The sequence below is a fragment of the Streptomyces sp. NPDC050315 genome, assembly GCF_040655775.1.
In the GTDB taxonomy this organism is placed as follows: Bacteria; Actinomycetota; Actinomycetes; order Streptomycetales; family Streptomycetaceae; genus Streptomyces.
In genome coordinates this window covers 217,365-241,668 of the sequence record NZ_JBFAKN010000001.1, presented here as the reverse complement: position 1 = coordinate 241,668, position 24,304 = coordinate 217,365, and the positions used below count along the sequence as shown (strand labels likewise).

Below are 24,304 nucleotides of genomic sequence, written 5' to 3'. Positions count from 1 at the left end.
CGGTGTTGTTGGGCAGCCACGCTTGGAGACAGGCTCTTACTTGGGTGCCATCCGGATGGCACCGTCGAGGCGGATGACCTCGCCGTTGAGCATCGGGTTGTCGACGATGTGCGCGACCAGTGCGGCGTACTCGTCCGGGGTGCCGAGGCGGGACGGGTGCGGCACCTGCTTGCCCAGCGAGTCGCGTAGCTCCTGCGAGGCACGGCCGAGCAGCGGGGTGTCGAACAGACCGGGCGCGATCGTCGTCACCCGGACCTGACGGTTCGCCAGGTCGCGGGCGATGGGCAGGGTCATGCCGACGACACCGCCCTTGGAAGCGGAGTACGCGGCCTGACCGATCTGGCCGTCGAAGGCCGCGACCGACGCGGTGTTGACGATGACGCCCCGGTCGCCGTCCAGGGGTTCGTTGCCGACCATCTTCGCCGCGGCCAGCCGGATCACATTGAAGGTGCCGATCAGATTGACCGTGATCACCTTGGTGAACCGCGCCAGGTCGAACGGGCCTTCCTTGCCGACCGTACGGGCCGCACCGCCGATACCGGCGCAGTTGACGGTCACCCGCAGTGGCGCCGGCTTCGCCGCGGCCTCCACCGCGCGCAGCACGTCCGCCTCGTCGCTGACGTCACCGGCGACGAACACCGCCCGCTCGCCCAGCTCCTTGGTCACCGCCTCGCCGTCGGAGGTCGGCAGGTCGAGCAGCACCACATGGGCGCCCGCGGCCAGCAGCTTCTTCGCGGTGGCCAGGCCGAGACCGGAGGCCCCACCGGTGACAAGAGCGGAAACACCATCGGTGCGCATGAGAGAACCCCATTTCCTTCCCTGCGGCGGACTGCCTCTGCTAACTTAACGATCGTTCGGCAACTGCCGCCCACAGGCAACCACAGCCCTATGGCGGTGTCAACGGAAAGGACAGCCGTGGCACTTGAGATCAGCGGCACCGTGCAGTGGCAGGCGTGGCAGGACCGCGTCCTGCCGCCGGTCGAGCGGGTACGCGAGGGGCTGTGGTCCATCCCCGTACCCATCCCCGACAACCCGCTGCGCTACGTCCTGGTGTATGCACTCGAAGCCGGCGACGGCGTCGTGCTCATCGACGCGGGATGGGACGTCGAGGTCTCCTGGCAGGCCCTCAACGACGGCCTGGCCGAGATCGGGACCACCGTCGAGAACGTCACGGCCGTCCTCGTCACCCACAGCCACCCCGACCACCTCGGCCTGGCCGGCCGGGTGCGCGAGGCCTCGGGGGCGTACGTCGCCCTGCACGCCCTGGACGCCACCCTGCTGGGCGCGGACGCCGGTACCCAGGAGAAGTGGCACAACAGGCTCCTGGACTACCTGGCCACGCACGGGGTGCCCGACGCCGAGGCCGCCGCCACGGTGGACGGCATGAACAGCGACCTGCTCTTCCGGGCCGCCAGCCCGGACGTGCTGCTGCAGGACGGGGAGCGGATCAAGCTGCCGGGGCTGGACCTGCGGGTGGTGTGGACCCCGGGACACAGCCCCGGCCACTCCTGCTTCTACGAGCCCGAGCGGCGGCTGCTGTTCTCCGGCGACCATGTACTGCCCCGGATCACCCCGGCGGTCGGCGTGTACGCCCAGACCCCCGGCGACCCGCTGGCCGACTTCCTGCTCTCGCTGGAGCGGCTGGAGCGGTTCGACGTCGAGGAGGTGCTCCCGGCGCACGAGTACCGCTTCCGCCGACTGGACGAGCGGCTGGTCCAGATGGCGCGGCACCACACCGAGCGGCTGGCGGAAACGCTCGCCGCGGTACGGGCGGCGCCCGGCGCCACCGCCTGGGAGCTGGCGGCCCGGCTGAAGTGGTCGCGCCCCTGGAGTGCCTTCGGCATGCAACAGCGGCGGTTCGCCCTGGGGGAAACGCTGGCCCATCTGAAGCTGCTGGCGGCCAGGGACGAGGTCGTCGAGGCTGCCGAGGCCGGCAGCGCGCCCGGTGGAGGCGGCCCGGCCCGTTGGTATCCGACTCGTTGACACCGCCGCCGTCCGTTGGGAAGAGTGCACCTCTGTCGAACGACCGTTTAGCTGAGAGGCGCTGAGCGTGATCAAGGCCAGGTTCCCCCAGCCGCTGCCGCCGCCCGCGCCCGCGGGCGTCTCGCTCCCGGAGCTGCTCGATCTGGAGACCGTGGACCGCGATCTGTACCGCGGGAACGTCGTCTTCGACGAGCCGTTCGCGCTCTTCGGCGGGCAGGTCGCCGCGCAGGCGCTGATGGCGGCGGGGCGCACCGTCGGCCCGGACCGCACGCCCCACTCGATGCACGGCTATTTCCTGCGCGCCGGGGACTCCGGCCGTCCGACCGTCTTCCGGGTCGAACGGGACCGGGACGGCCGCTCGTACTCCGCGCGCCGGGTGGTCGCCCTGCAGGACGGCGAGGTCATCTTCAGCATGTCCGCGTCGTTCCACGTCGCCGAGGAGGGCCGGGACCTCCAGGCGACACCGGTACCGGACGCGCCCCCGCCGGACACCCTGCCGACCGGGACGATGCCGCGGCTGGCGTCCTTCGAGGCCCGCCAGCCGCAGCAGCCCTACCCCGAGGCGTCCTGGCCGACCCGGTTCTGGGCGCGCTGCACCGCGGACCTCGGGGACGACCCGCTGCTGCACACCGCCGCGCTGACCTATCTCTCCGACGTCCTCAGCGGCCTCGCGCCGCTGCGGGACGCGAGCTGGACCCCGATGAGCAGCCTGGACCACGCGGTGTGGTTCCACCGCCCGGTGCGGCTCGACGACTGGGTGCTGCTCGACCTCGTACCGCATACGACGGGTGGCGGGCGCGGTTGGTACACCGGCACGGTCAGCAGCGCCGACGGCGTCCTGCGGGCGAGCCTCACCCAGGAGCAGCTGTACCGGCAGCGCCGCACCCCACAGGAGAAGCGCACCTCGGAGTGACACCTCGGAGTGACCTTGGACCGCACCTCGCCGGAGACGGCGGGGGAGAGGGAGAGGGAGGCCGTATGCAGGCACACGACAACGACGCCGTGTCCGCCGCCAGACGGATGTCGTACGGGGCCCAACTGGCCCGTTGCGCAAGGAAGTTCCCGGACCGCACCGCCTTCCGGCACGGCAGCCGCGCGCTCACCTTCACGGAGCTGGACGAGCGGGTCAGCCGGCTGGCGAACGCGCTGAGCGCCCGCGGGGTCGAGCGCGGCAGCCGGGTCGCCGTCGTCATGCACAATCGGATCGAGACCGCCGAGAGCTATCTGGCCGCGGTCCGCCTCGGAGCGATCGCGGTACCGGTGAACTTCCGGTTGGTCGCCGCCGAGATCGCGTACATCCTCGCCGACTGCGGCGCCACCGCGCTGCTGGCCGACGAGCGGACGGCCGCCGCCTGCGCGGATGCGGCGGGCGATGTCGACGGGCTGAGAACCGTGCTCGTCACCGGGGACCCGGCCGCGTACGGTCCGGACGCCGAGCCGTACGAGGCCGTACTCGCCGCCGCCTCGCCGCAGGACCCCGGTATCGACGTACCGGAGAACGACCCGGCGTTCCTCATGTACACCTCCGGCACCACCGGCCGCCCCAAGGGTGCCGTCCTCACCCACCTCAACCTGGTCATGGCCGCCTTCACGATGGTCTCCGCGACCGGCGGCATCCGGCGCGAGCCCGATGTCTCGCTGCTCGGGGTGCCGATGTTCCACATCGCCGGGCTGGGCGTGACGCTGCGCGGGCTGCTCGACGGCGGCCGGCTGGTCATCGACGCGTCGTCGGCGTTCGACCCGGCGGCCTTCGTCGACCTGCTGGAAAAGGAGCGGATCACCAGCTGCTTCCTCGTACCGAGCCAGTGGCAGGCGGTCTGCGCGGTGCCGGGCCTGAAAGGCCGTCAACTGGCCCTGCGCACACTGATATGGGGCGCCTCCGTCGCGCCGCCGTCCGTACTGGAGTCGCTGCAGGAGTGCTTCCCGGACGCCCCCGCCTACACCGCGTTCGGGCAGACCGAGATGAGCCCGACCACCACGGTGCTGCGGGCCGAGGACGCGGTGCGGAAGCGGGGATCGGTCGGTACGCCACTGCCGGGCATCGAGGTACGGATCGTCGACGAGGAGATGCGTGACGTACCGGTCGGCGAGGTGGGCGAGGCCGTGTACCGAGGGCCGACGACGATGGTCGGGTACTGGAACAAGCCGGAGGCCACCGAGGCCGCGTTCGCGGGCGGCTGGTTCCACTCCGGCGACCTGTGCCGGATGGACGACGAGGGCTTCATCTATGTCGTCGACCGCAAGAAGGACATGATCATCTCCGGCGGGGAGAACATCTACTGTGCCGAGGTCGAGGCCGCCATCGACGCGCACCCCGGCGTCGCCGAGGTCGCGGTGATCGGCGTCGACCACCCCAAGTGGGTGCAGACCCCGCGCGCGGTGGTCGTCCCGGCCGACCCCGCGAACCCGCCGGCCGAGCAGGAGCTCATCGACCACTGCCGCTCCCGACTCGCCTCGTACAAGAAGCCGACCTCGGTGGTCTTCGTGGACGCCATGCCGCGCAATGCGAGCGGAAAGATACAGAAATTCCGGCTGCGCGAGCAGTACGGCTGAGCTCTGGACAGGTGTGCAGTACAGGGATAACTTAACGATCGTTCGTGAAAGTCAGGACCTGTGAGACCGCGGAACAAAGGGGTTGCTGTGCGCCTTCCGGTGTTCAACGAGGACCACGAGGCTTACCGCCAGACACTGCGGGACTTCATCGAGAAGGAGGTCGCGCCGGTCCACCACGAGTGGGAGGAACAGGGCCACCCACCGCGGGACTTCTACCGCAAGCTCGGCGAGCTGGGCGTGCTCGGCATCCAGGTGCCGGAGGAGTACGGCGGCGCCGGCGAGAGCAGCTTCAAGTTCGCCGCGGTCACCATGGAGGAGACGGCCCGCGCCGGCGTCTCCTTCGGCAACTACTCGGTGCACGCCAACCTGATCCTGCCCTACCTGATGAAGTACGCCACCGAGGAGCAGAAGCAGCGCTGGCTGCCCGGCTTCGCGAGCGGCGACATCATGACGGCGATCGCCATGACCGAGCCCGGCACCGGCTCGGACCTGGCGAACATCCAGACCAAGGCGCAGCTCTCCGCGGACGGCAGCCACTACATCCTCAACGGCGCCAAGACCTTCATCACCGGCGGTGCGCTGGCCGACCTGATCCTGGTCGTGGCGCGCACCACCCCGTACGACCCCGAGGACCGCCGCGCGGGCCTGTCCATCCTGTGCGTGGAGACCGCCTCCGAGGGCTTCGCGGTCGGCCGCAAGCTGCAGAAGATCGGGCTGAAGGCCTCCGACACCGCCGAACTGTCCTTCACCGACGTCAAGGTGCCGGTGGCGAATCTGCTCGGCGAGGAGGGCAAGGGCTTCTCCTACCTCTCCCACAACCTCCCGCAGGAGCGGCTGTCCATCGCGCTGGGCGCTGCCGCCGCCGCGGCCGCCGCGCTGCGCTTCGCGACCGGGTACGTCAAGGACCGCACCGTCTTCGGCAAGCCCGTCGCACACTTCCAGAACACCAAGTTCGTACTGGCGGAGTGTGCGACCGAGGTCGAGGCGGCGCAGCTGTTCGCCGACCGGGCCCTGGAGCTGCACGACGCCGGGGAGCTGACCGTCGCCGATGCCGCCAAGGCGAAGCTGTACTGCACCGAGGCGGCGGGCCGCGTCATCGACAAGTGCCTCCAGCTGCACGGTGGTTACGGCTACATCACCGAGTACCCGATCGCCCGGCTGTACGCCGATACCCGCGTCTCGCGCATCTTCGGCGGCACCAACGAGGTCATGAAGACCATCATCGCCAAGTCGCTCGGCCTGTGACACCGGCCATCAGCCGGTTCTGAGAGGAGCACCTTCATGCGTGACGCAGTCATCGTCGACGCCGTACGCACGCCCGTCGGCAAGGGCAAGCCGGGCGGCGCTCTGTCCGGCATCCACCCCACCGACCTGTCGGCGCACGTCCTCAAGGCGCTCGCCGAGCGCAACGGCCTCGACCCGGCCACCGTCGACGATGTGATCTGGGGCTGCGTTTCCCAGGTCGGCGAACAGGCCGGCTGCATCGGGCGGTACTCGGTCCTCGCCGCCGGCTGGCCCGAGCACGTCCCGGGCCTGACCATCGACCGCCAGTGCGGCTCCTCACAACAGGCCGTGCACCAGGCCGCGGCGGGCGTCATCGCAGGTCAGTACGACATCGCCATCGCGGGCGGCGTCGAGTCGATGTCCCGGGTGCCGATGGGGGCCAGCCGCTCCGGCGGGCAGTTCGGCGAGGCGTACGGCCCGCTGGTCGCCGAGCGGTACGACCACTACCGCTTCAACCAGGGCGTCGGCGCCGAGATGCTCGCCGAGGAATTCGGGCTGCGCCGCGAGGAGCTGGACCAGCACGCCCTGGACTCGCACGCCAAGGCCGCCCGCGCGATCGACGAGGGCCGCTTCAAGGGCCAGATCGCGCCTGTGACGGTCACCGACGCGGACGGCAACGAGCGTGTCTTCGACACCGACGAGGGCGTGCGCCGCGGCGGCACCCTGGAGAAGCTCGGGAGCCTTGCGACCCCGTTCAAGGAGAACGGTGTCATCTCCGCGGGCAACGCCTCCCAGATATCCGACGGCGCGGCGGCGCTGCTGGTGACGACCCGGCAGGTCGCCGAACGCAACGGCTGGACACCGATCGCCCGCTTCCACACCGGCACGGTCACCGGCGCCGACCCGATCACCATGCTCAAGGGCCCGATCCCGGCCACCCGCAAGGTACTGGAGCGGGCCGGCCTCACCCTGGCCGACATCGGGGCCTTCGAGATCAACGAGGCGTTCGCCTCCGTGTCGTTGGGCTGGCAACGCCAGACCGGCGCGGACTACGACCGGCTGAACCCCAACGGCGGCGCCATCGCCCTCGGCCACCCGCTCGGCGGCTCCGGCGCCCGCCTGATGACCACCCTGGTCCACCACATGAAGGACAACGGCATCCGCTACGGCCTGCAGTCCATGTGCGAGGGCGGCGGCATGGCCAACGCGACCGTTCTTGAACTGCTCTGAGCCCTGGGGCCTGAGCCCCGCCCCGCACGCCTCATTTCACTGTGATGTCCCGTAGCAACTGCGGGAGACGTAGCTGGGGGCGTCCTTCCTGCGCAGTGCGCACAGGTCGCTCTTGAGCTTGCGGGCCTGTACGACATTGGGATCGTCGCCGGGCGCCAACGCCAGCAGATCGATGACGTGCAGCGCTTCCTGCACCCGCCCGGCGTCCCGGAGCCGGGCGGCGTGGTCGAGTACCGCCTGCTTGTCGGTGATGGCGTCGGCGCGCGCGGCGGCGGCGACGGCCGGCGGTCTGGGATGCAGGGTGGTGGGATTGCCGTCCCACCACCCGGTTTCGGACCGCACGATGTCGCGCACGATGAATTCGCGATGGCCGTAGTCGATCAGCCACAGGTACCCCAGCAGCGCACCGTGCCGACGCACCGGTACGCAGACTCGGGCGTCCGCGCCGAGTGCGGGATTCGCCTCGATCCGGCCGGGCCCGTGCCACGAGGCGATCCCCAACGACAGCACCCACCGGATGTTTTCGGCGGCGGCCTCCCGCCGCAGTACCGAATGCACCCGCGCGGCATCCTCGTCGCCCACATGCCGACTCGCGGCAAGAAGCCGCATCCCGGCATCATCAACGGCAACCGACCGCCCCAGCCGAACAGCCAACGCGTCAACCACCTCTTGCAGCCCGACATCGTCCATCCCGCAAGAATCACGGGGTCGGCCGGTGGTGACAACAGCGGGTGTTCAGCTGCCAACCACCGGCGTCAGAGCCCGGCTACTTCGGGGGCGGCGGCGACGTTGCGGAAGTACTCGCGGGGGTTGGGGACGAGTCTGCGGTCGTTCAGGTCGAGCAGCCCGCCCACATTGAACACCTCGGCCACGAGGGTGCCGTCGGGGCGGGTCATCCTCTGTTCCACGCGGAAGGACTTGCCCTCTCCGAAGACGAACGCGCAGCTGATGTCGACGTCGTCGCCGGCGACCACCTCACGGTGGTACTTGATCGTGCTCTCCAGACTGACCGGGCTGACCCCCTTCGCCAGCAGATCGCTCTGGTGAATGCCCGCGGCCCGGAGCAGCTCCCAGCGCGCGTGCTCCGCGTGTTGCAGGTACACGTTCGCGTTCAGATGTCCCTGTGTATCGGTCTCGTAGACGCGAACGGTGATCCGCACCGTGAACGGCTTCGACATGCCCACCCTTTTCGCTCGATGCCTGATGCTCGATGCCCAAACGTACAGGGCGAGGGGTCAGGTGGCAGCCAGCCAAAGGTCCGGGCCGAAGACCTCGTAGTGGATTGCTGCGGCGGGGATGCCGCGGTCCAGGAGTTGGGTGCGTACGGACCGCATGAAGGGGAGCGGGCCGCAGAGGTAAGCCTGGAGGCCGTCCGGGAGGGGTATGTCGGTGAGGTCCACCAGGCCGGTGCGGTCGCCGTGTTCGGCGTCGTCGGTGTTTTCGTACCAGAAGTGCACCGCACTGTCCGGCAGCTTGCCGGCCAGGGCGCGCTGTTCGGTGCGCAGCGCGTGGGCGGCGGGGGAGCGGTCGCCGTGTACGACGGTCACGGGCGCCGCGTACTCGCTCTCCGCGAGGTGGTCGAGCATGGCCAGCATCGGTGTGACACCGATCCCGGCGGACGCGAGGAGCAGCGGCGTCCGGGTGTCCGGCAGTACGAGGTCGCCGTACGGGGCGGACACCTCGAGCCGGTCGCCCTCGTGCACGTGGTCGTGGAGGTGGGTCGAGACCTCGCCGTCGCGCTTGACGGTGATGGTGCGGGTCTCCTTGCCGGGGGCGCCGGAGAGGCTGTACTGACGGATCTGGCGGGCGCCGTCCTGGAGCGGGACGCGTACCGAGACGTACTGGCCGGCGCGTGCGGTCGGCAGCCGGCCGCCGTCGGCCGGGCGGAGGCGGAAGGTGACGACGTCGGCGGTCTCCTGGGTGCGCTCCGTGACCACCCACGGCCGCCAGGTGTCGCCGACGAGCACGCCGTGTCGCGCGTACAGCCGCGCCTCGATGGCGATGAGGCCGTTCGCGAGGAGCCAGTAGACGTCGTCCCACGCGGCGGCGACCTCGTCGGTGACCGCGTCACCCAGTACCTCGGCGATGGCGGCGAAGAGGTGGGTGTGCACGACCTCGTACTGGCCGGGGGTGACGCCGAGCGAGGCGTGCTTGTGTGCGATGCGCTCCAGCATGGCGTCCGGGCGCTGTTCGGGGTGTTCCACGAGGGCGGTGGCGAAGGCGGCGATGGCGCCTGCGAGGGCCTCCCGCTGGGTCCCGGCCGCCTGGTTGCCGCGGTTGAACAGGTCCCGCAGCAGCTCGGGGTGGGCGGTGAAGAGCCGGTCGTAGAACCGCTCGGTGATGTCTCCGATGGCCGCGCCGACGGCGGGCAGGGTGGCGCGGATGGTGGCAGCCGAAGCGGGGGAGAGCATGACGGGACTCCAAATCTGCATCTAATATTCGTATTTACGAGCGAGAGAGGGCACGCCCGGCGCCCCTGGGGGCATGGCGGCTCAGGGCCTCGACAGTGTGAGGAGCACCGGACCGGTCGGCGAGGCCGTGAGGTCGTCCACCGTCAGTGGGTCCAGTGAGGCGTAGAACGCCTCCTGGGCCTCGCGCAGTGCCTTGCGCAGTCGGCAGGCACCGGCGAGCGGGCAGGGTGGGTCGCCTTCGCAGTCGACCACATCGCCGACCCCTTCCAGCTCCCGGACCAGCCAGCCGACCGACGCCGTCCGCCCCGCGGCGGTGAGCGCGAGCCCGCCGCCCCGTCCCCGGCGGCCTTCGACGACCCCGAGATGTTGCATCCGCGCGGCGACCTTGGCGAGATGCGAATGCGGCACCTGCATCGCCTGCGCGACATCGCGGGCCGTCGACGCGGTGTCGCGTACGGCCAGGAACATCACCGTCCGCAGCGCGAGGTCGGTGGACTTCGTCAGGCGCATGCCGGGAGCCTAGTAAATGCGAATTTTGGATGCAAATTTAGGAGGGGGAGTTGGGGAGAGGTGGGGAGAGGTGGTTGGTGATCAGCGGAAGATGCCGGTGTGTCCGAGTGAGTAGCGGCCCGGTTGCGGATAGACGGCGAGGCCGTGCGGGCCACGGCCCACGGGGATCTTGGCCAGTGTGCGCCCGCTCCGCGTGTCGATCGCGTACACCTCGGCGTCGTAGCGTCCCGAGAGCCACAGCACCTTGCCATCGGCCGACACCCCGCCCATGTCCGGACTGCCACCGCCGCGGAGGTGCCATTTGCCGACGAGCCGGCCGCTGGCGAAGTCCAGCAGGGAGATCGAGCCCTCCTCCCGATTCGAGATGTACATCGTCCGCGAGTCCCGGCTCACGTACAGACCGTGCGTGCCCTCGCCCGTGCGCAGCAACCTGGGCTCGGTGAACCGGTCACCGTTGAGCACCCACACCCCGTCGGACATCATGTCCGCCACGTACCACGTCCTGCCGTCCGGGGAGATCTTCACGTCCTGCGGCATCGAGCCCTTCCGGGGCAGGCGCTGCTTGGCGATGACCGCCATCCGCGCCGTGTCGACCTTGAGGAGCTCGCCGGAGAACTCGCAGGAGACGATGAAGTACCGGCCGTTGGGTGAGAAGTCCGCGTGATTGACCCCGGCGCAGTCGACGGAGAGGGCCTTGCGGACCTTCAGCGTCCTCGGATCCCGGAAGACCAGCTGGCGGTCCTTGGACGCCATGACCACCGCGTACTTGCCATTGGGGGTGAAGTAGAGGTTGTACGGGTCGTGCGTGTCGACCGTGCGGCCCTTCTTCCCGGTGGCGGGGTCGATGGCGGTGAGGGTATTGCCGAGGTCGTTGTTGACCCACAGGGTCTTCAGGTCCCAGGAGGGCACCACGTGCTGCGGCTGCCGCCCCACGCGGATCGTCCGTGTCACCTTGTACGTCCTGGGGTCGATCACACTGACGGTGTCCGACTCGGTGTTGGGTACGTACACCCGCGACGGGAAGTCCCTGACCACCGGGGACAGCTTGTTCGGCCGGTCCGCCGCGTACAGGTCGCGCGGGTTGAGGACCGGTGGCATTCCGGGGAGCGCGCGTGCCGCCGCGGTGCGGGATGCCTGGGGCGACGTGCTGTGGGCGTCGTGGGCGTCGTGGCCGTGGTGGGCGTTGTGCCCGGTCGGCCCGCCACAGCTCGCGGCCGGCAGTACGCCGGCCAGGGCCGCGGCGGCCGCGAGACACCGCTGGCCCGTCGGCCGCCTCTTGGAGATCGATGGCATACGGGTATTGAGGCACGGTTGTGCTGCGTGTTCAGCGTTTCACGGCTGTTCGGGTGGTTCTGTTCGGTAGTGGGTGCATGCTCACCCTATGAGCAAACTCGCAGCACCTGGCACTGTACGGATGACCACTGCCCAGGGCCGTTGGGTCCTGTTCACGGCCGTCCTCGGCTCGGGCATGGCGATGCTCGACAGTACGGTCGTCAATGTCGCCCTGCCCCGTATCGGCACCGATCTCAACACTCCCTTGGCCGTCCTGCAGTGGACAGTCAACGCCTACCTGCTCACCCTGGCCGCCCTGCTCCTGCTCGGCGGCGCCCTCGGCGACCGCTACGGCCGGCGCCGGATCTTCCTCATCGGCATGGTGTGGTTCGCCGTGGCCTCTCTGCTGTGCGCACTGGCACCCAACGCCGCGGTACTCCTCGCCGCTCGGGCCCTCCAAGGCATCGGCGGCGCCCTGCTCACTCCCGGATCGCTCGCCCTCATCCAGGCCGTCTTCCACCCCGATGACCGGTCCCGGGCGGTCGGCGCGTGGTCCGGCCTGGGCGGCGTGGCCACCGCGATCGGCCCCTTCCTCGGGGGCTGGCTGGTGGACGGGCCCGGCTGGCGTTGGGTGTTCTTCCTGAACGTGCCGCTGGCGGCGATCTGCGTACCCATCGCCGCCCGCCATGTGCCCGAAACCCGTAACCCCGCCACGCACGGCCGCTTCGATGTGCTGGGCGCCGCCCTGGGAGCGCTGGCGCTCGGCGCGGTGACGTACGCGCTGATCGCCGCGCCCGGCCGGGGCGCGGCACCCGACGTGCTGCTCACCGCGGCCGCCGGCGTGCTGCTCGCGGCGGCCTTCCTCCAGGTCGAGCGGCGCCACCCCGACCCCATGCTGCCGCCGTGGCTCTTCACACTGCGGCAGTTCACCGCGGTCAACGCGGTGACCGTCTGTGTCTATGCGGCCTTCGGCGGCTTCTTCTTCCTCACCGTGCTGTACCTCCAGGTGGCCGCGGGCTATTCGGCGCTCGCCGCCGGAACCGCGCTGCTCCCCACCACCGTGCTGATGCTGCTGCTCTCGGCCCGCTCCGGCGAACTGGCCCAACGCATCGGCCCCCGCATCCCACTGACCCTCGGCCCACTGCTGTGCGCCGCGGGGATGCTGCTGATGACGCGGGCCGGCACGCACGCCTCCTACCTCGCCGATGCCCTGCCCGCCGTGACCGTACTGGGCTGCGGCATGGCCCTCCTGGTCGCGCCGCTCACCGCGACCGTACTGGCCTCCGTCGACGTCACCCGCGCCGGACTGGCCAGCGGCGTCAACAACACCGCGGCCCGCGCGGCCGGCCTGCTCGCCGTGGCGGCCCTGCCCCTCCTGGCCGGCATGGGCCCGGAAACCTACCTCTCACCCACCGCCTTCGCCACCGCCTACCGACGCTCCCTCCTCCTCTGCGCAGCACTCCTGGTCGCCGGTGCGGCCCTCGCCTGGTTCACACTCCGCGCCCGCACCCCGGGCCGCACCCAGTGCGGCTACCACTGCGGTGTTACAGCGCCGCCCCTCGACCCGGGCGCCTCCGCACCGACGACCCCGAGGCGGAAGGGCGGCGATTGACTCAGCTCTTCCTACCGCTCGCGTCCCACAGATCGCACAGGTGGTCGGTGTGGAGGGTGCCGGTCACTGCATTGCCGCCCGCCGACGCGGTGCGGAGGGAGAGGGCGCGGCCCGGCTCGGTGCGCTGGTCGGGGAGGTCGGGCTCGCCGGTGACATGTGGGTTGCCGGTGCGGATGAAGGCCGTCCAGTAGGCGGTCATCTGCTCCGCCAGTACACGCTGTTCCGCGTTGAGCGGTGCATCGTGCCCGAAGTGCCGGAAGAGGTACTGCACTTCGTTGACATGGGTCGCGCCGAAGGGGAAGTCGGTGTCGAGGTTGCGCAGCGACTCGAAGGGCGGTGAGGTCCGGTCGGCGAACTCGTAGGCGTACACCGGAGTGCGCGCGCCGAGGCGGTTGTTCAGGCGCAGCGCCGGGCAGGCCATGAGCTGGTCGCCGACGGTGGCGGCGTACGCGAGCGTGGGCGTCGGGTAATCGGCGAGCGGGTAGCGGGCGAGAGCCTTCTCGCCGGTTTCGGGACCGTACGCCGTGCGCAGGGCCTGCGGGTACTGCTCGGCGGTGAGCGGGGTGCCCTGGGCGTCGTAGCTGCCGAAGGCGAAGAGGGTGCCTTCGTCGCGGTTGGCGCCGTTGAGTACCGGTACCTTCGCGTAGCGGCCGCTCGCGAAGGCGGTGGCGGGCTGTTCGGGCAGGAAGGAGCCTCCTGCCACCGGTCCCCAGTCGTGGCCGTCCTGAGCAGCGAGAATGTCCTTCGCGGGGGTGCGGCGCAGACAGGCCGTGGCCGTCGCCGGGTCCTTGCAGCCGACGGAAGCGGCGAAGGACGTGCCATCGGCGTCGGCGGCACGGCGCGTCCGCGCGCCGCAGTCGCCGTAGGCGCCGCTCTGGATGATCGCACGGTGGAACAGGCCGCGTGCGGCGGGCGAGGCGAGGTGAGTACAGACGGAGCGGCCGCCGGCCGATTCACCCGCGATGGTCACCTGGTCCGGGTCGCCGCCGAACCGGGCGATGTTGGCACGTACCCAACGCAGGGCCGCCTGCTGGTCCTGCATGCCGAAGTTGCCGGAGGTGCGGTCCCCGGCCTCCTCGTCCAGCCCCGGAGTGGCGAGGAAACCCATAGCGCCCAGGCGGTAGTTGACAGTAACGGCGACGACCGAACCCTTCGCGGCGAAGGCATCGGGGACGACATCGGCCCCCGCGCCGCCGGTGAGCCCGCCGCCGTGCAGCCACACCATGACCGGGAGCTTCCGGCCGGTGCGGGCGGCGGTGGGGCTGTACACGTTGAGGTTGAGGCAGTCCTCGGTGCGCGTGGGCATTTCATAGCCCGGATCCCAGCCGGCGGGCTGAACGCAACGGTGCCCGAAGTCGGTGGCGTCCCGCACCCCGGACCAGGGCGCCACGGCCTTCGGGGCCCGCCAGCGCAACGCACCAACGGGCGGAGCGGCGTACGGAATCCCGAGGAACTGGCGCCCGGCCGCGGTTGCCTCACCTCGCACCCAACCTTGCTGAGTGCGCACGGTGGTGTCCGGTGGCGACGTGCTCGTGCTGTCCGGTGGCGGTGTGGTGGCGCCTGCCTGCGGCGCGGCGAGCGCGAGCAGCGCGCCCGCCAGCAGGGCGGTACACGCGCGGCGCAAACGAGTGGTGACCATGGGCGGCCCTTTCAGCGTGCATCGTCACGGATACAACTACTGACGCAACGGGTACAACTACTGAACGCACTAAGCGCATTGACGCCCCGAAAGCTATGGCCGCGCCCCAAGTCGGTCAATAAGTTGAACAAGAAAACTTTGGGGCCGAATGACTGGCCGTTCGGACTGTCCGGCCCATTCGGCAGCGGATTCAGTGGCGGGCCGTCTCGATCAGGCGTCGCAGGGCGGCATGGGCGGGTGGACCCCACGTGCGCTTGCCACCCGGACGGCCGTGGACGCCTGCCTCCCCAATGAAGATGCAGGCGAAGGCTTTCAACACCGCCCAGCCACGGGCGCGGCGAAGGGTCGCGGGGTTGGGGACGGGCCGATAGGCGGCATGGAAGCGGTCGACGGCACCGTCCGGCAGCAGCAGCCACGCGGCGGCGAGATCGCAGGCCGGATCACCCGCGCAGAGGTCGCCGAAGTCGATCACGCCGCAGAAAGTACCGTCCGCAGTAAGGATGTTGGCCGGATGCAGGTCGCCGTGGAGCCACATCGCCGGCCCCGTCCAGTCGGGCGCGGCGACGGCGTCTTCCCAGATGGCGCGGACGGCGTCCGGGTTGGGGAGCAGCCTCAGTTCGGTGGCCTCGGCCAGCCACTGGGCGAACGGCTCGGCATGGTCGGTCAGCGGACCCCCACGGTCGCGGCCGGCCGGCGCCCCGTCGGGGGCGGGGCGGTGAAGAGCGGTCAGGAAGGCGGCCAAGGTGTCGGCCGCCTCCGCAGCACGCGTGGCGGGGCGCGGTCGGCGGGCGTTCCCGGCACCCAGGTGGTGACGAGCCAAGGCCGCGGAAACCGCTCGGAGGGCTCGCTGAGGCGCTGCGGGACGGGGACCGGCAAGGGGAGACGCGGGGCGAGAGCGGGCAGCCACGCGTGCTCCTTGCGCAGCAGCGCGTCCGCGGATTGTGTCGCCCAGGGCAGCCGGACGGCGAGTTCGTCGCCGAGCCGCCACAGCTGGTTGTCCCAGCCCCGCGCGCCGAGTCGTACGGGGTGATCGGCCAGGTCGGGATGGTGCTCGCGGAGCAGCTCCCGGACCAACTCCGCGGTGATCTCGATCTCGGTGTGGGTCATGCGGAGCAACCGTAGTGGGGCGGTCGGCGGTGTCCGGCTCGCGGCCACTCAGTCGAGACAGAACTCGTTGCCCTCGACGTCCTGCATCAAGAGGCACGACTCGTTGACGCCATCGGCACGCAGGAGTCGAACGCGCACCGCGCCGAGCTTGACCAGTCGTTCGCATTCGGCCTCAAGTGCGGCCACGCGCTCTTCACCCACGAGTCCGGTGCCGACCCGCACGTCAAGATGCACCCGATTCTTGACGACCTTGCCTTCGGGAACGCGCTGGAAGAACAGTCGCGGGCCCACACCCGAGGGATCAGCGCACGATGCGAACGCCGACCCCTGATACTCAGGGGGAAGCGTGCGAGCGAAATCGTCCCAAGTGGCAAACCCCTCTGGTGGCGGCGGGAGGACATACCCCAACACCTCGGCCCAGAAACGAGCGACGCGCTCAGGTTCCGCGCAGTCGAAGGTGATTTGAACCTGCTTGATCGACGCCATCGGCCCATCATAGAAGGCCTCTGGCCAAGTTGTGGCCTGTGCGGCCAACTCTGTGGCGGTGTCAGCTGGTGTCAGCGGCGTCGGCGTCGTGCGAGGCGGTGGAATGCCTTCGGGCCGCCGGTCGGTGCGGGGAGTGCATCCGCCACCGCGTCGGCCAGCAGCGTGCCGACCGTCTCGGCCGCGCACGTGCGATTCGCGCCGATGCCTCCCGAGGGCCCGCGTTTGATCCAGCCCACAACGTACGTTCCGGGCCTGCCGGTCACCCGGCCGCCCTCGTGCGGCACGGTCCCGGTGACCTCGTCGAACGGCAGCCCCGCCAGGGGCACTCCGCGGTAGCCGATCGCCCGCAACGCCATGCCGGCCGGGATCTCCAACTCACCGCCGCCGCCGGTAACACGTACCGCGCGGATGTCTTCGTTCTCCCCGCACACTTCCACTGGCGTGGAGTGGAAGCGGAACACAATGCGGCGTCGCCGTCCCGCCACCCCCGGGGGTACGGACCAGTCGACGGCCTCCCGCGCCACACCCCGCAGTACCGCCGCCTTCTCCGTCGGCCCGGCGGCGTCGATCGTCGCCCCGATCTGCGCGTCGTGTTCGTCCACGAGCAGGTCAACCTCGGGGAGATGCTTCAGGGCGAGCAGCTCGGACCTGGTGTACGCCGCGTGTTCCGGGCCGCGGCGGCCCAGCAGTACCACCTCACGCACCTTGCTGCGACGCAACGCCTCCAGCGCATGGCCGGCGATCTCCGTGTCGGCCAGTGTTTCCGGGTCGGAGACCAGAATGCGGGCGACATCGAGGGCGACGTTGCCGTTGCCGACCACGACCACACGTTCCGCCGAGAGGTCGACGGCGTCCGGTGCGACCTCCGGGTGCGCGTTGTACCAGGCGACGAAGGTGGTTGCGGAAATACTGCCCGTCCGGTCCTCGCCGGGTATGCCGAGCCGCCGGTCCGTGGCGGCGCCCACGGCGTAGATCACCGCGTCGTGGTGTGCGGCGAGTTCCTCTGCCGTGACGTGTGCGCCCACCTCAAGGCCGAGGTGCATGCGCACCCGCGGATGAGTGTAGAAGCGGGCGAAGGCGTCGCCCATCTTCTTGGTCGCCGGGTGGTCCGGTGCCACTCCGTACCGGACGAGTCCGCCGGCGACCGGCAGCCGGTCGACGAGCGTCACCTCGCTCCGGGTGTGCAGCAGCAGGTCCTCGGCGGCGTACATGCCGGCCGGCCCGGTGCCAACGATCGCCACTCGGAGCGGCCGGAAGTCCGGTGGCAGGACGCGTGCGAAGGTCGGCTTGCCCCAATCGTGGAAGTTCGGGCCGAGGTCGGCTGCGTCCGATGCGTCCGACGACTGCTCGAAGTAGGCAGCGTTGATGTCGGCGTACTCCCGCTGTCCGCCGGTCAGGCTGTCGACCGGGAGGATGGCGTCCACCGGGCAGGCGTCGGCGCAGGCGCCGCAGTCGATGCATGTCTTCGGGTCGACGTACAGCATCTCCGTGCTGCCGAAGGCCCGCTCGTCGGGCGTGGGATGAATGCAGTTGACCGGGCAGACAGCCACGCAGGTGGCGTCGTTGCAACAGGTCTGGGTGATCGCAAAGGCCATGTCGTCCGCTCGGCTGAAGTTCGTGAGATCAGGTGGTGAGGGGAGGTTCTGACGTGGGGTCAGGCCGTCGGTTGAGGTGCCTGCCCGATGAGTTGGTCAGATCAGGTTGGCGCGCTTGTAGAAGTACAGTGCGGGCTTGGTGAGCAGTCCCACCGAGGTCAGGAACTCCATCAGGCCCGAACAGCTCGATCGCATCATCGACTTGTGGTGCTCGTTGGCCTTCGCCTCGCGGAGGGCGCGTTCCTCGTCCAGCCCGGCGTTCGCGTAGACCTTCCGGTTCACCATGCTGGTGACGATGACGTAGGACGCCACGGCTATCAGAAGGGAGTGGATCTGGCGGCGCACCCGTCCGGCGCGCGCGAGGCGCTTGCGCGTCTCGTCACGGGCGAACTTCATGTGCCGTGACTCCTCGACGACATGAATGTTGTTGATGGTGCGGACGAACGGCACGACCCGATCGTCGCGCATCCAGTCGCGTTGCATGACATCGAGGACCTCCTCGGCGACCAGGATCGCCGCGTACGCCGCCTCGCCGAACGCAACGGTCTTGAAGACGCGACCGAGTTCGACCGCGGCCCGGTGCGGGCGGTAGGCCGGGGCCCGCAGCTTCTTCGCGCCACGCGCGAACATGATCGAGTGGCGGCACTCGTCGGCGATCTCGGTGAGCGCCCACTGGAAGGTGTCGTCCGTCGGGTCCTTGGCGTAGATGTCCCGCAACACCATCTGCTGCAGGATCATCTCGAACCAGATGCCGGTGCTGGCCACCGAGGCGGCCTCCTGCCGCGTCAGCGCCTTGCGCTGCGCGTCGGTCAGCTCGTTCCAGTACGCCGTCCCGTACAGCGTGCTCCACTCCGGGCTGGCGCCGTGGAATCCCTCGTCGAGCGGGGTCTCCCAGTCGACCTCGGTGAGTGGGTCGTACGAGAGCTGCGCGGACGAATCGAGCAGCCGCCGCGCGATGCCGTCCTCGAAAGCCTCGGGAGTCTCGGTGGTCTCGGGGGTGCGGTTCTGGATCTCCGGCCGCGGGGTGCTGATGGCCATGCGGGGCTCCTCGATCGAGTTCGGGAAGTACCTCGTCCATTGCTGCTATTACCGGCGGTAACGGCGCCAGCTTGTTGACGGACTTTATAGCAAGAGCCACCACGTGCCTACCCCTCGGTAGCAGTGGGCAGGTCGCGGCCACGGAACCGCAGGTCGAGTGGCATCCTGGGCGACTGGCTTTCCCGCACGAGACGGCAAGACACGGCAAGACGCGGCAGGACACGAGAGGTTTTCGTATGACATCGAGGGTGGATCGCGACGCCGTCGCGCTCGACGACCCGGTGGGCGCATCGCTCCGCGGTCACCACGCACACCTGGGCCGCCGGCTCGGCCGGGCCGCCACCTACCTGCCGGGCGTCGCGACCTTCTCCGCGGTCTCCGCCGATGCGGATGAGGCGGAGTGGGCCGACCTCGCCCGGCTGCTCGGCTCGGGGCAGCTCGCCGACATGTTCAGCTGCCCGGCCACCCCGCCGCCTGGCTGGGAGCCGGTCTTCGCCCTCGAAGGCCGCCAGCTGATCTGGTCCGGCAGCAGCTGTGAGGCCGATGCCGATGCCGGTACCGGTGTGGTGGAGCTGGGCCCGGACGACGTGCCCGAGATGCTCGACATCATCGAGCGGACCCAACCGGGACCGTTCTGGCCGCGCACCCACGAACTCGGCACCTACCTCGGTATCCGTGACAACGGCACGTTGGTGGCGATGGCAGGCGAACGACTCCACCCACCGGGATACACCGAGATCAGCGCCGTGTGCACCGCACCGGAGGCACGCGGGCGCGGCCACGCCGCCCGTCTGATCCACGCCCTCGTCGCGCGCATTGTGGCGCGCAACGAACGTCCCTTCCTGCACGTGGCCGAGGCGAACACCGCCGCAATCGCCCTCTACGAACGGCTCGGCTTCGAGACCCGCACACCCGTGACCTTCCGCGGCTTCCGCACTCCGTAAAGCCCCTGGTGACGGCCCTCGCGGCGGCCCTTGTGGCGGCCCTTTGGGTCAGGAGCCGGGCGCTGCCAGTTCGGTCCGCGCGGCTCGCTCCGCGGCGGCAAGGGCGCCTTCGATGGCGGCCGGTCCGAGGCACTGCGCGAGCTGGGCGGTGACGGCTTTCTCGAACCCCGGGCCGACGGTGCGGGCATGCGCGAATCCGAAGAGTGCGGCAGGCCGGCCGCCGGGCCCGGACATGTCGTGGATCTCCTGGAGCGGGCCGGTCCTGCTGAACGCCGCACCGGCCAGCCCCGCCTCTCGCCAGAAGGCCGCAGGCGCAGGGCGCCGGTGGGCAGGGCGGCTGCGAGCGCGGCGGCGAGGCTCTGGGCTCCGGTGGCGAAACGGCGGGAAGCCACGTCGATCAGGTTGCCGGGCAGGCGGCGTGTGCCGGTGGCGTCCTGCAGCACGGTGTCCCCGGCGAGGTACTGGTCGAAGACCTCGATACCACTGCGTGCGGCCAGCGCCCGTACCCGCTCCTCACCGCTCCAGAACCAGGTCGCTCCCAGGTCAAGGGCCCCGCCAGGGAAGGGCGAGGAGGCCGGGGCTGAGAGCAGGCGTCCGCCGATGCGGTCGCGGGCCTCCAGGCATACCGTGTCGAGGCCGGCGGCGTGCAGGGCAGCGGCCGCGGCCAGGCCAGAGGCGCCGGCGCCGACCACGATCACGTCGTAACTGTCCTGGTGGTCCTCGTGGTCCTCGTGGTCCCGGTCGTCCCGGTGGGACATGGTGTCGCTTTCCATTCTGTTCGCTTGGTCCCGAACGGAGGACCGTATAGCCGGCCGTTATGCTCGATCGGTAGGAGTCACACCGTAGGAACAGGGACAACGACCCTGGTAGGGGACGACAGTGAATGCAGCGATAAGGCATGTCTATGGCTGATCGCCTGAACACCGAGGGTCTTCGCTACGCGCAGGCGGTCGCCGAGACCAAGTCGTTCAGCGCCGCCGCACGGGCCTACGGCGTCACTCAGCCCGCCCTCTCCAACGGGATCGCCAAGCTTGAGGAACGCCTCGGCGAGAAGCTGTTCGACCGGTCGCCGCGCGGGGTGACCCAGACGGCGTTCGGCGCCCGGATGCTGCCCCTCATCGAACGCGCCGTGGTCGCACTCGACGCCGTCGCGGCGGAGGCCAGACGGCTGACCGAGCCCGGCGAGCAGAAGATCCGCGTGGGCGTCTCCCCGCTGGTCGGCTCGCACCTGATCGCCCAGGCGTTCAGCATCGTCCGTGATCTGCCCGTCCCGCGCGATCTCGTACTGCGCGAGGCGAACATGCAGGACCTCCGTGAAAGCCTGCGGGCCGGCGAGCTCGACATCATTTTGATCCCGGCCGTGACCGCGATGCCGCGCTTCGAGCACCGTGTCATCGGCGTCGAACCCATCGTCGTCGTTACCCCCGACTCCGAAGAGAACGCTCCCCTCGAACTCGAAGAGGCCGGAAAGGATCAATTCATCCTTGTGCCGGACACCTGCGGCCTGACCACCTTCACCACCCAGCTCTTCCAGGCACACGAGCTACCCCTGCACACGTATCCGGGCGAGGCCGCCAGCTATCGCGTCCTGGAGGAATGGCCCAAGCTCGGCCTTGGCTCGGCGATGGTCCCCCGCTCCAAGCTCACCTCGCCCGACGCGCCGCACCGGCCCCTGATGAACCAGGGCCGCGAGGTACAGCTCTCCTTCGAAGCGGTGTGGAGCGCCGACGCCCCGCTCGCTGCGGACCTCGTACGCCTCGCCGACAGCCTCGCGGCCGCGCGCCAGGCATCCGCCGCCCACTAGCCGTCCGCACTGCTGCCATACACACCACTAATGCCTGGATTCAACGGGGTCCTCTACCGGCCCCCGGCCGGGACGCCTAACTTCACGGGCGCAGCTGTCCCCGTCGGCTCCGGCCGCCTCATCGGAAAGAACCGCCCTGTGACGAGCAGCGACTCAGACACCACCGCCGGCATATCCCCCCAACTTGCCGTTCAGCGCCGTACTTTGGCCGTACTGGTCACCTCTCAGATCTTCAGCGGGGCCGGACTCGCGGCCGGCATCACCGTCGGCGCCCTGCTCGCACAGGACATGCTCGGCTCCACCGACCTCGCCGGTCTGCCCAGCGCCCTGTTCACCGCCGGCTCCGCCCTCGCCGCCATCGCCGTCGGCCGCATCTCCCAGGCGCGAGGCCGACGTCCCGGCCTGGCAGCGGGCTACCTCACCGGAGCTGTCGGCAGCGCCGGTGTCATCGCCGCCGCCGTCGCCGACAACCCCGTACTGCTCTTCCTCGCGCTGTTCGTCTACGGCGCCGGTACCGCCACCAATCTCCAGGCCCGCTACGCCGGAGCCGACCTCGCCGCCCCGGCCCACCGCGCCCGCGCCGTCTCCACAGTCCTGGTCGCCACCACCCTCGGTGGCGTAGTCGGCCCCAACCTCGCCGCACCCACCGGCACCCTGGCTCAGTACTTCAACATCCCCGCCCTCGCCGGACCGTTCCTCCTCTCCGGCACCGCCTACGCCCTGGCCGCCCTCGTCCTGGCCATCTGGCTACGCCCGGACCCGCTGCTCCTCGCCCACAGCCTGCACGCGCGACAGCAGGCAGCCGCTGCTGCTGCCGTCACCGCAGGTGGTACCGGAGTCGGCACCGCGGGCAATACCCCAGTCGGCGCCGGACCCGTGTCGGCCCAGAAAGGCGCGCGCAGGCCGGGGCTGTTGCTGGGCGCACTGACCATGATCCTCACCCAGCTCGTCATGACCGCCGTCATGACGATGACCCCGGTCCACATGCACGACCACGGCCACGGCACGGCCGCCTCCGGGCTCGTCATCGCCCTCCACGTCGGCGCGATGTATCTGCCTTCCCCGCTGACGGGTTGGCTCGTCGACCTCTCCCACGCTCGGCTCTGCTCGCCCGGAGGGGCCCCCATCGGCCGCGTTGCCGTCGCCGCCGCCTCCGGCATTACGCTCCTCGCCGCCGGGATCATCGCCGCCGCGGCCCCTGGCGACTCCGTCGCCCTGCTTGCCCTCGCGCTCGTTCTGCTGGGCCTGGGCTGGAACTTCGGTCTCGTCTCCGGCACCGCGATGATCACCGACGCCGTACCGCTGGCCACCCGCGCCAAGACCCAGGGCATGGTCGACGTCGCCATCGCCGTCGCCGGCGCCACCGGCGGCCTCGCCTCCGGCATCGTCGTCTCCGGCGCCGGCTACCCCATCCTCGCCATCGGCGGCGGCATCCTCGCCCTCGCGGTCCTGCCCGCCATCGCCATCACAGCATCAAGAACTCCCTCGCCAGTGACTCCCTCACCAGTGACTCAGGCGAAGGGGTTGAGGACGAGGTAGCCGTCCAAGCGGGAGACCTGGCTGGTGTCCGGGCCCGGGGAAGGGGATGGCCGAGGTCGAGACTCGGCTCGGCGGCGGTGAGGTTACGCACCATGAAGAAGGCTTAGACGGTCGGGATGAGCACCATGCGAAAGCGCGCCCGGCCGGCCTGCTGGATCTTCAACGCTTCGGCGGCTTCTGCCAGCGGTGCTGTCTGTACGAGGGGCCGTACCCCACTGGCCAGCGCGAAGCGCATGGCCTGCTCGGTGTCGAGCGGATTGCCGGTCACATGGCCGGTGACGCTGCGGGCGTGCATGACCAGCTTGCCCAACGCCAGGTCCAGCGGGCTTCCGTCGAAGCCGACGACGGTGAGGCGACCGTGCGGCGCCAGCCCGTCGATGAGCCCGGCCAGCGGCTTGCTGCTGGCGGCAGTGGACAGGATCAGCCGGCATCCGCCCAGCTTCCGCAGCGCCTGTCCGGCATCCTCGTGCGAGGCGTCGATGTAGTGATGTGCGCCGAGTTGCATGGCCGCCTTCCGCTTGTCCTCGCCGCGGGCGACGGCCACCGTCTCGAAGCCCATGGCGGCGGCGAACTGCACAGCCAGGTGCCCCAGGCCCCCGATGCCGAGGACGGCGACCCGGTCGCCCGCCTCGGCCCCGCTGTGCCGCAGGGCGTTGAAGGTGGTCACGCCCGCGCAGCCGAACGGTGCCGCCTCCGCCGCGGACAGCCCCTCCGGGATACGTGCCAAGGCGTTGACCGGAACGGTGAGGGTGGTCGCCCAGCCGCCGGGGTACGACAGACCGGGGATCTCGCGCCGCGGGCAGTGGACCGGATCGCCGGACCGACATGCCGTACATGAGCCGCAGCTACCGCCGAACCATCCCACGCCCGCCTTCTCGCCGACCTCCCAGCCGTGCACCCCCGGGCCCAGCTCGGCGACCACACCGGCCACCTCGTGGCCCGGCACGAGGGGAAATCCGCTGTCCGGGGCGCGATTTGCCGCCATACCGGCGTCGGCACCACAGATCCCCGACGCGAGAACGTCCAGCCGCACCTCGCCCGGACCGGGCTCGCGCGCCTCCACCGGCGCCACGAGCACAGGCCCGCCCGGCTCGGTCACCTGCGCGGCGTGATGACCGCTGCGAGGAGGGTGGGACACGACAATCACTCCTACCGACATGTCTTCCATTGCGGCGGCGGTATTCACGGCGCGCCGGAAGCTGACGCTAAAGCCCCCTGAATTGGCGCGGTAGCGGACGACGCTGAATGAGGACATATCCGATGGCTATTGCCGAGCGAGGGGCAGTACGCGTCGCGTCAGCACCTCATCGCGTCAGCGGCGGGAGCGTCATGGCGAATTCCGGAGGGGAAGAAGGAC

23 protein-coding genes are annotated in these 24,304 nt (G+C 70.2%); 9 read left to right on the top strand and 14 right to left on the bottom strand.

Annotated elements, in window-relative coordinates:
- Positions 1 to 36: 36 nt before the first annotated feature.
- Positions 37 to 798 (bottom strand): 3-hydroxyacyl-CoA dehydrogenase, encoded by a 762-nt coding sequence (locus tag AB0I82_RS01135; protein ID WP_363254911.1) that lies wholly within the window; start codon positions 796 to 798, stop codon positions 37 to 39.
- A gap of 117 nt (positions 799 to 915) precedes the next feature.
- Between AB0I82_RS01135 and AB0I82_RS01130 the strand changes: the two genes are divergently transcribed.
- From AB0I82_RS01130 to AB0I82_RS01110, 5 genes are all read left to right on the top strand, one after another.
- Complete coding sequence (locus tag AB0I82_RS01130; RefSeq protein ID WP_363254910.1) at positions 916 to 1,983, top strand: MBL fold metallo-hydrolase; 1,068 nt, start codon at positions 916 to 918, stop codon at positions 1,981 to 1,983.
- A 67-nt stretch (positions 1,984 to 2,050) separates the two neighbouring features.
- Positions 2,051 to 2,896 carry an acyl-CoA thioesterase domain-containing protein gene (locus AB0I82_RS01125; protein ID WP_363254909.1) on the top strand — a complete coding sequence of 282 codons (846 nt, stop codon included), beginning with the start codon at positions 2,051 to 2,053 and terminating at the stop codon, positions 2,894 to 2,896.
- Between the two features lie 65 nt (positions 2,897 to 2,961).
- Positions 2,962 to 4,536 carry a long-chain-fatty-acid--CoA ligase gene (locus tag AB0I82_RS01120; RefSeq protein WP_363254908.1) on the top strand — a complete coding sequence of 525 codons (1,575 nt, stop codon included), beginning with the start codon at positions 2,962 to 2,964 and terminating at the stop codon, positions 4,534 to 4,536.
- Between the two features lie 87 nt (positions 4,537 to 4,623).
- Positions 4,624 to 5,781: an acyl-CoA dehydrogenase family protein gene (locus tag AB0I82_RS01115; RefSeq protein WP_363254907.1), complete on the top strand. Its 1,158-nt coding sequence runs from the start codon at positions 4,624 to 4,626 to the stop codon at positions 5,779 to 5,781.
- A 36-nt stretch (positions 5,782 to 5,817) separates the two neighbouring features.
- Positions 5,818 to 6,990 carry a thiolase family protein gene (locus AB0I82_RS01110; RefSeq protein WP_363254906.1) on the top strand — a complete coding sequence of 391 codons (1,173 nt, stop codon included), beginning with the start codon at positions 5,818 to 5,820 and terminating at the stop codon, positions 6,988 to 6,990.
- Between the two features lie 36 nt (positions 6,991 to 7,026).
- On the opposite strand, the gene AB0I82_RS01105 is transcribed toward AB0I82_RS01110, so the two are convergent.
- From AB0I82_RS01105 to AB0I82_RS01085, 5 genes are all read right to left on the bottom strand, one after another.
- A complete protein-coding gene (locus tag AB0I82_RS01105; protein ID WP_363254905.1) occupies positions 7,027 to 7,680 on the bottom strand; it encodes an alkyl sulfatase dimerization domain-containing protein in 654 nt (217 codons plus the stop codon).
- A gap of 65 nt (positions 7,681 to 7,745) precedes the next feature.
- Entirely contained in the window at positions 7,746 to 8,168 is a 423-nt protein-coding gene (locus tag AB0I82_RS01100) for a thioesterase family protein (RefSeq protein WP_363254904.1), read from the bottom strand.
- 57 nt (positions 8,169 to 8,225) lie between these two features.
- Entirely contained in the window at positions 8,226 to 9,401 is a 1,176-nt protein-coding gene (locus AB0I82_RS01095; protein ID WP_363256030.1) for a globin domain-containing protein, read from the bottom strand.
- 81 nt (positions 9,402 to 9,482) lie between these two features.
- Positions 9,483 to 9,911, bottom strand: a complete 429-nt coding sequence (locus tag AB0I82_RS01090) for an Rrf2 family transcriptional regulator (protein WP_363254902.1) — start codon at positions 9,909 to 9,911, stop codon at positions 9,483 to 9,485.
- Between the two features lie 81 nt (positions 9,912 to 9,992).
- Positions 9,993 to 11,204, bottom strand: coding sequence for a hypothetical protein (locus tag AB0I82_RS01085; RefSeq protein WP_363254901.1), 1,212 nt, complete (start codon positions 11,202 to 11,204; stop codon positions 9,993 to 9,995).
- A gap of 88 nt (positions 11,205 to 11,292) precedes the next feature.
- Between AB0I82_RS01085 and AB0I82_RS01080 the strand changes: the two genes are divergently transcribed.
- Positions 11,293 to 12,795: an MFS transporter gene (locus tag AB0I82_RS01080; RefSeq protein WP_363254900.1), complete on the top strand. Its 1,503-nt coding sequence runs from the start codon at positions 11,293 to 11,295 to the stop codon at positions 12,793 to 12,795.
- 1 nt (position 12,796) lies between these two features.
- Here AB0I82_RS01080 and AB0I82_RS01075 read toward each other — a convergent pair whose 3' ends face one another.
- From AB0I82_RS01075 to AB0I82_RS01050, 6 genes are all read right to left on the bottom strand, one after another.
- The gene (locus AB0I82_RS01075; RefSeq protein WP_363254899.1) at positions 12,797 to 14,434 is read right to left on the bottom strand and encodes a carboxylesterase family protein; all 1,638 of its coding nucleotides are present in this window, start codon (positions 14,432 to 14,434) and stop codon (positions 12,797 to 12,799) included.
- A 190-nt stretch (positions 14,435 to 14,624) separates the two neighbouring features.
- Positions 14,625 to 15,254 carry a phosphotransferase gene (locus tag AB0I82_RS01070; RefSeq protein WP_363254898.1) on the bottom strand — a complete coding sequence of 210 codons (630 nt, stop codon included), beginning with the start codon at positions 15,252 to 15,254 and terminating at the stop codon, positions 14,625 to 14,627.
- Positions 15,161 to 15,541 (bottom strand): phosphotransferase, encoded by a 381-nt coding sequence (locus AB0I82_RS01065; RefSeq protein WP_363254897.1) that lies wholly within the window; start codon positions 15,539 to 15,541, stop codon positions 15,161 to 15,163. The genes AB0I82_RS01070 and AB0I82_RS01065 overlap by 94 nt, the downstream gene beginning before the upstream one ends.
- Before the next feature lie 48 nt (positions 15,542 to 15,589).
- The gene (locus AB0I82_RS01060; protein ID WP_363254896.1) at positions 15,590 to 16,027 is read right to left on the bottom strand and encodes a VOC family protein; all 438 of its coding nucleotides are present in this window, start codon (positions 16,025 to 16,027) and stop codon (positions 15,590 to 15,592) included.
- Between the two features lie 71 nt (positions 16,028 to 16,098).
- The gene (locus AB0I82_RS01055; protein ID WP_363254895.1) at positions 16,099 to 17,622 is read right to left on the bottom strand and encodes an FAD-dependent oxidoreductase; all 1,524 of its coding nucleotides are present in this window, start codon (positions 17,620 to 17,622) and stop codon (positions 16,099 to 16,101) included.
- A gap of 96 nt (positions 17,623 to 17,718) precedes the next feature.
- Positions 17,719 to 18,660: a diiron oxygenase gene (locus tag AB0I82_RS01050; protein ID WP_363254894.1), complete on the bottom strand. Its 942-nt coding sequence runs from the start codon at positions 18,658 to 18,660 to the stop codon at positions 17,719 to 17,721.
- Between the two features lie 236 nt (positions 18,661 to 18,896).
- On the opposite strand from AB0I82_RS01050, the gene AB0I82_RS01045 reads away from it, so the two are divergent.
- Entirely contained in the window at positions 18,897 to 19,604 is a 708-nt protein-coding gene (locus AB0I82_RS01045) for a GNAT family N-acetyltransferase (protein ID WP_363254893.1), read from the top strand.
- Here AB0I82_RS01045 and AB0I82_RS01040 read toward each other — a convergent pair.
- The gene (locus AB0I82_RS01040; RefSeq protein WP_363254892.1) at positions 19,541 to 20,362 is read right to left on the bottom strand and encodes an NAD(P)-binding protein; all 822 of its coding nucleotides are present in this window, start codon (positions 20,360 to 20,362) and stop codon (positions 19,541 to 19,543) included. The genes AB0I82_RS01045 and AB0I82_RS01040 overlap by 64 nt on opposite strands.
- 146 nt (positions 20,363 to 20,508) lie before the next feature.
- On the opposite strand from AB0I82_RS01040, the gene AB0I82_RS01035 reads away from it, so the two are divergent.
- On the top strand, positions 20,509 to 21,408 hold the full coding sequence (locus AB0I82_RS01035; protein WP_363254891.1) for a LysR family transcriptional regulator: 900 nt from the start codon (positions 20,509 to 20,511) through the stop codon (positions 21,406 to 21,408).
- A gap of 138 nt (positions 21,409 to 21,546) precedes the next feature.
- Entirely contained in the window at positions 21,547 to 22,947 is a 1,401-nt protein-coding gene (locus tag AB0I82_RS01030) for an MFS transporter (RefSeq protein WP_363254890.1), read from the top strand.
- A gap of 103 nt (positions 22,948 to 23,050) precedes the next feature.
- Here AB0I82_RS01030 and AB0I82_RS01025 read toward each other — a convergent pair whose 3' ends face one another.
- Positions 23,051 to 24,085 (bottom strand): alcohol dehydrogenase catalytic domain-containing protein, encoded by a 1,035-nt coding sequence (locus AB0I82_RS01025; RefSeq protein ID WP_363254889.1) that lies wholly within the window; start codon positions 24,083 to 24,085, stop codon positions 23,051 to 23,053.
- Positions 24,086 to 24,304 lie beyond the last annotated feature (219 nt).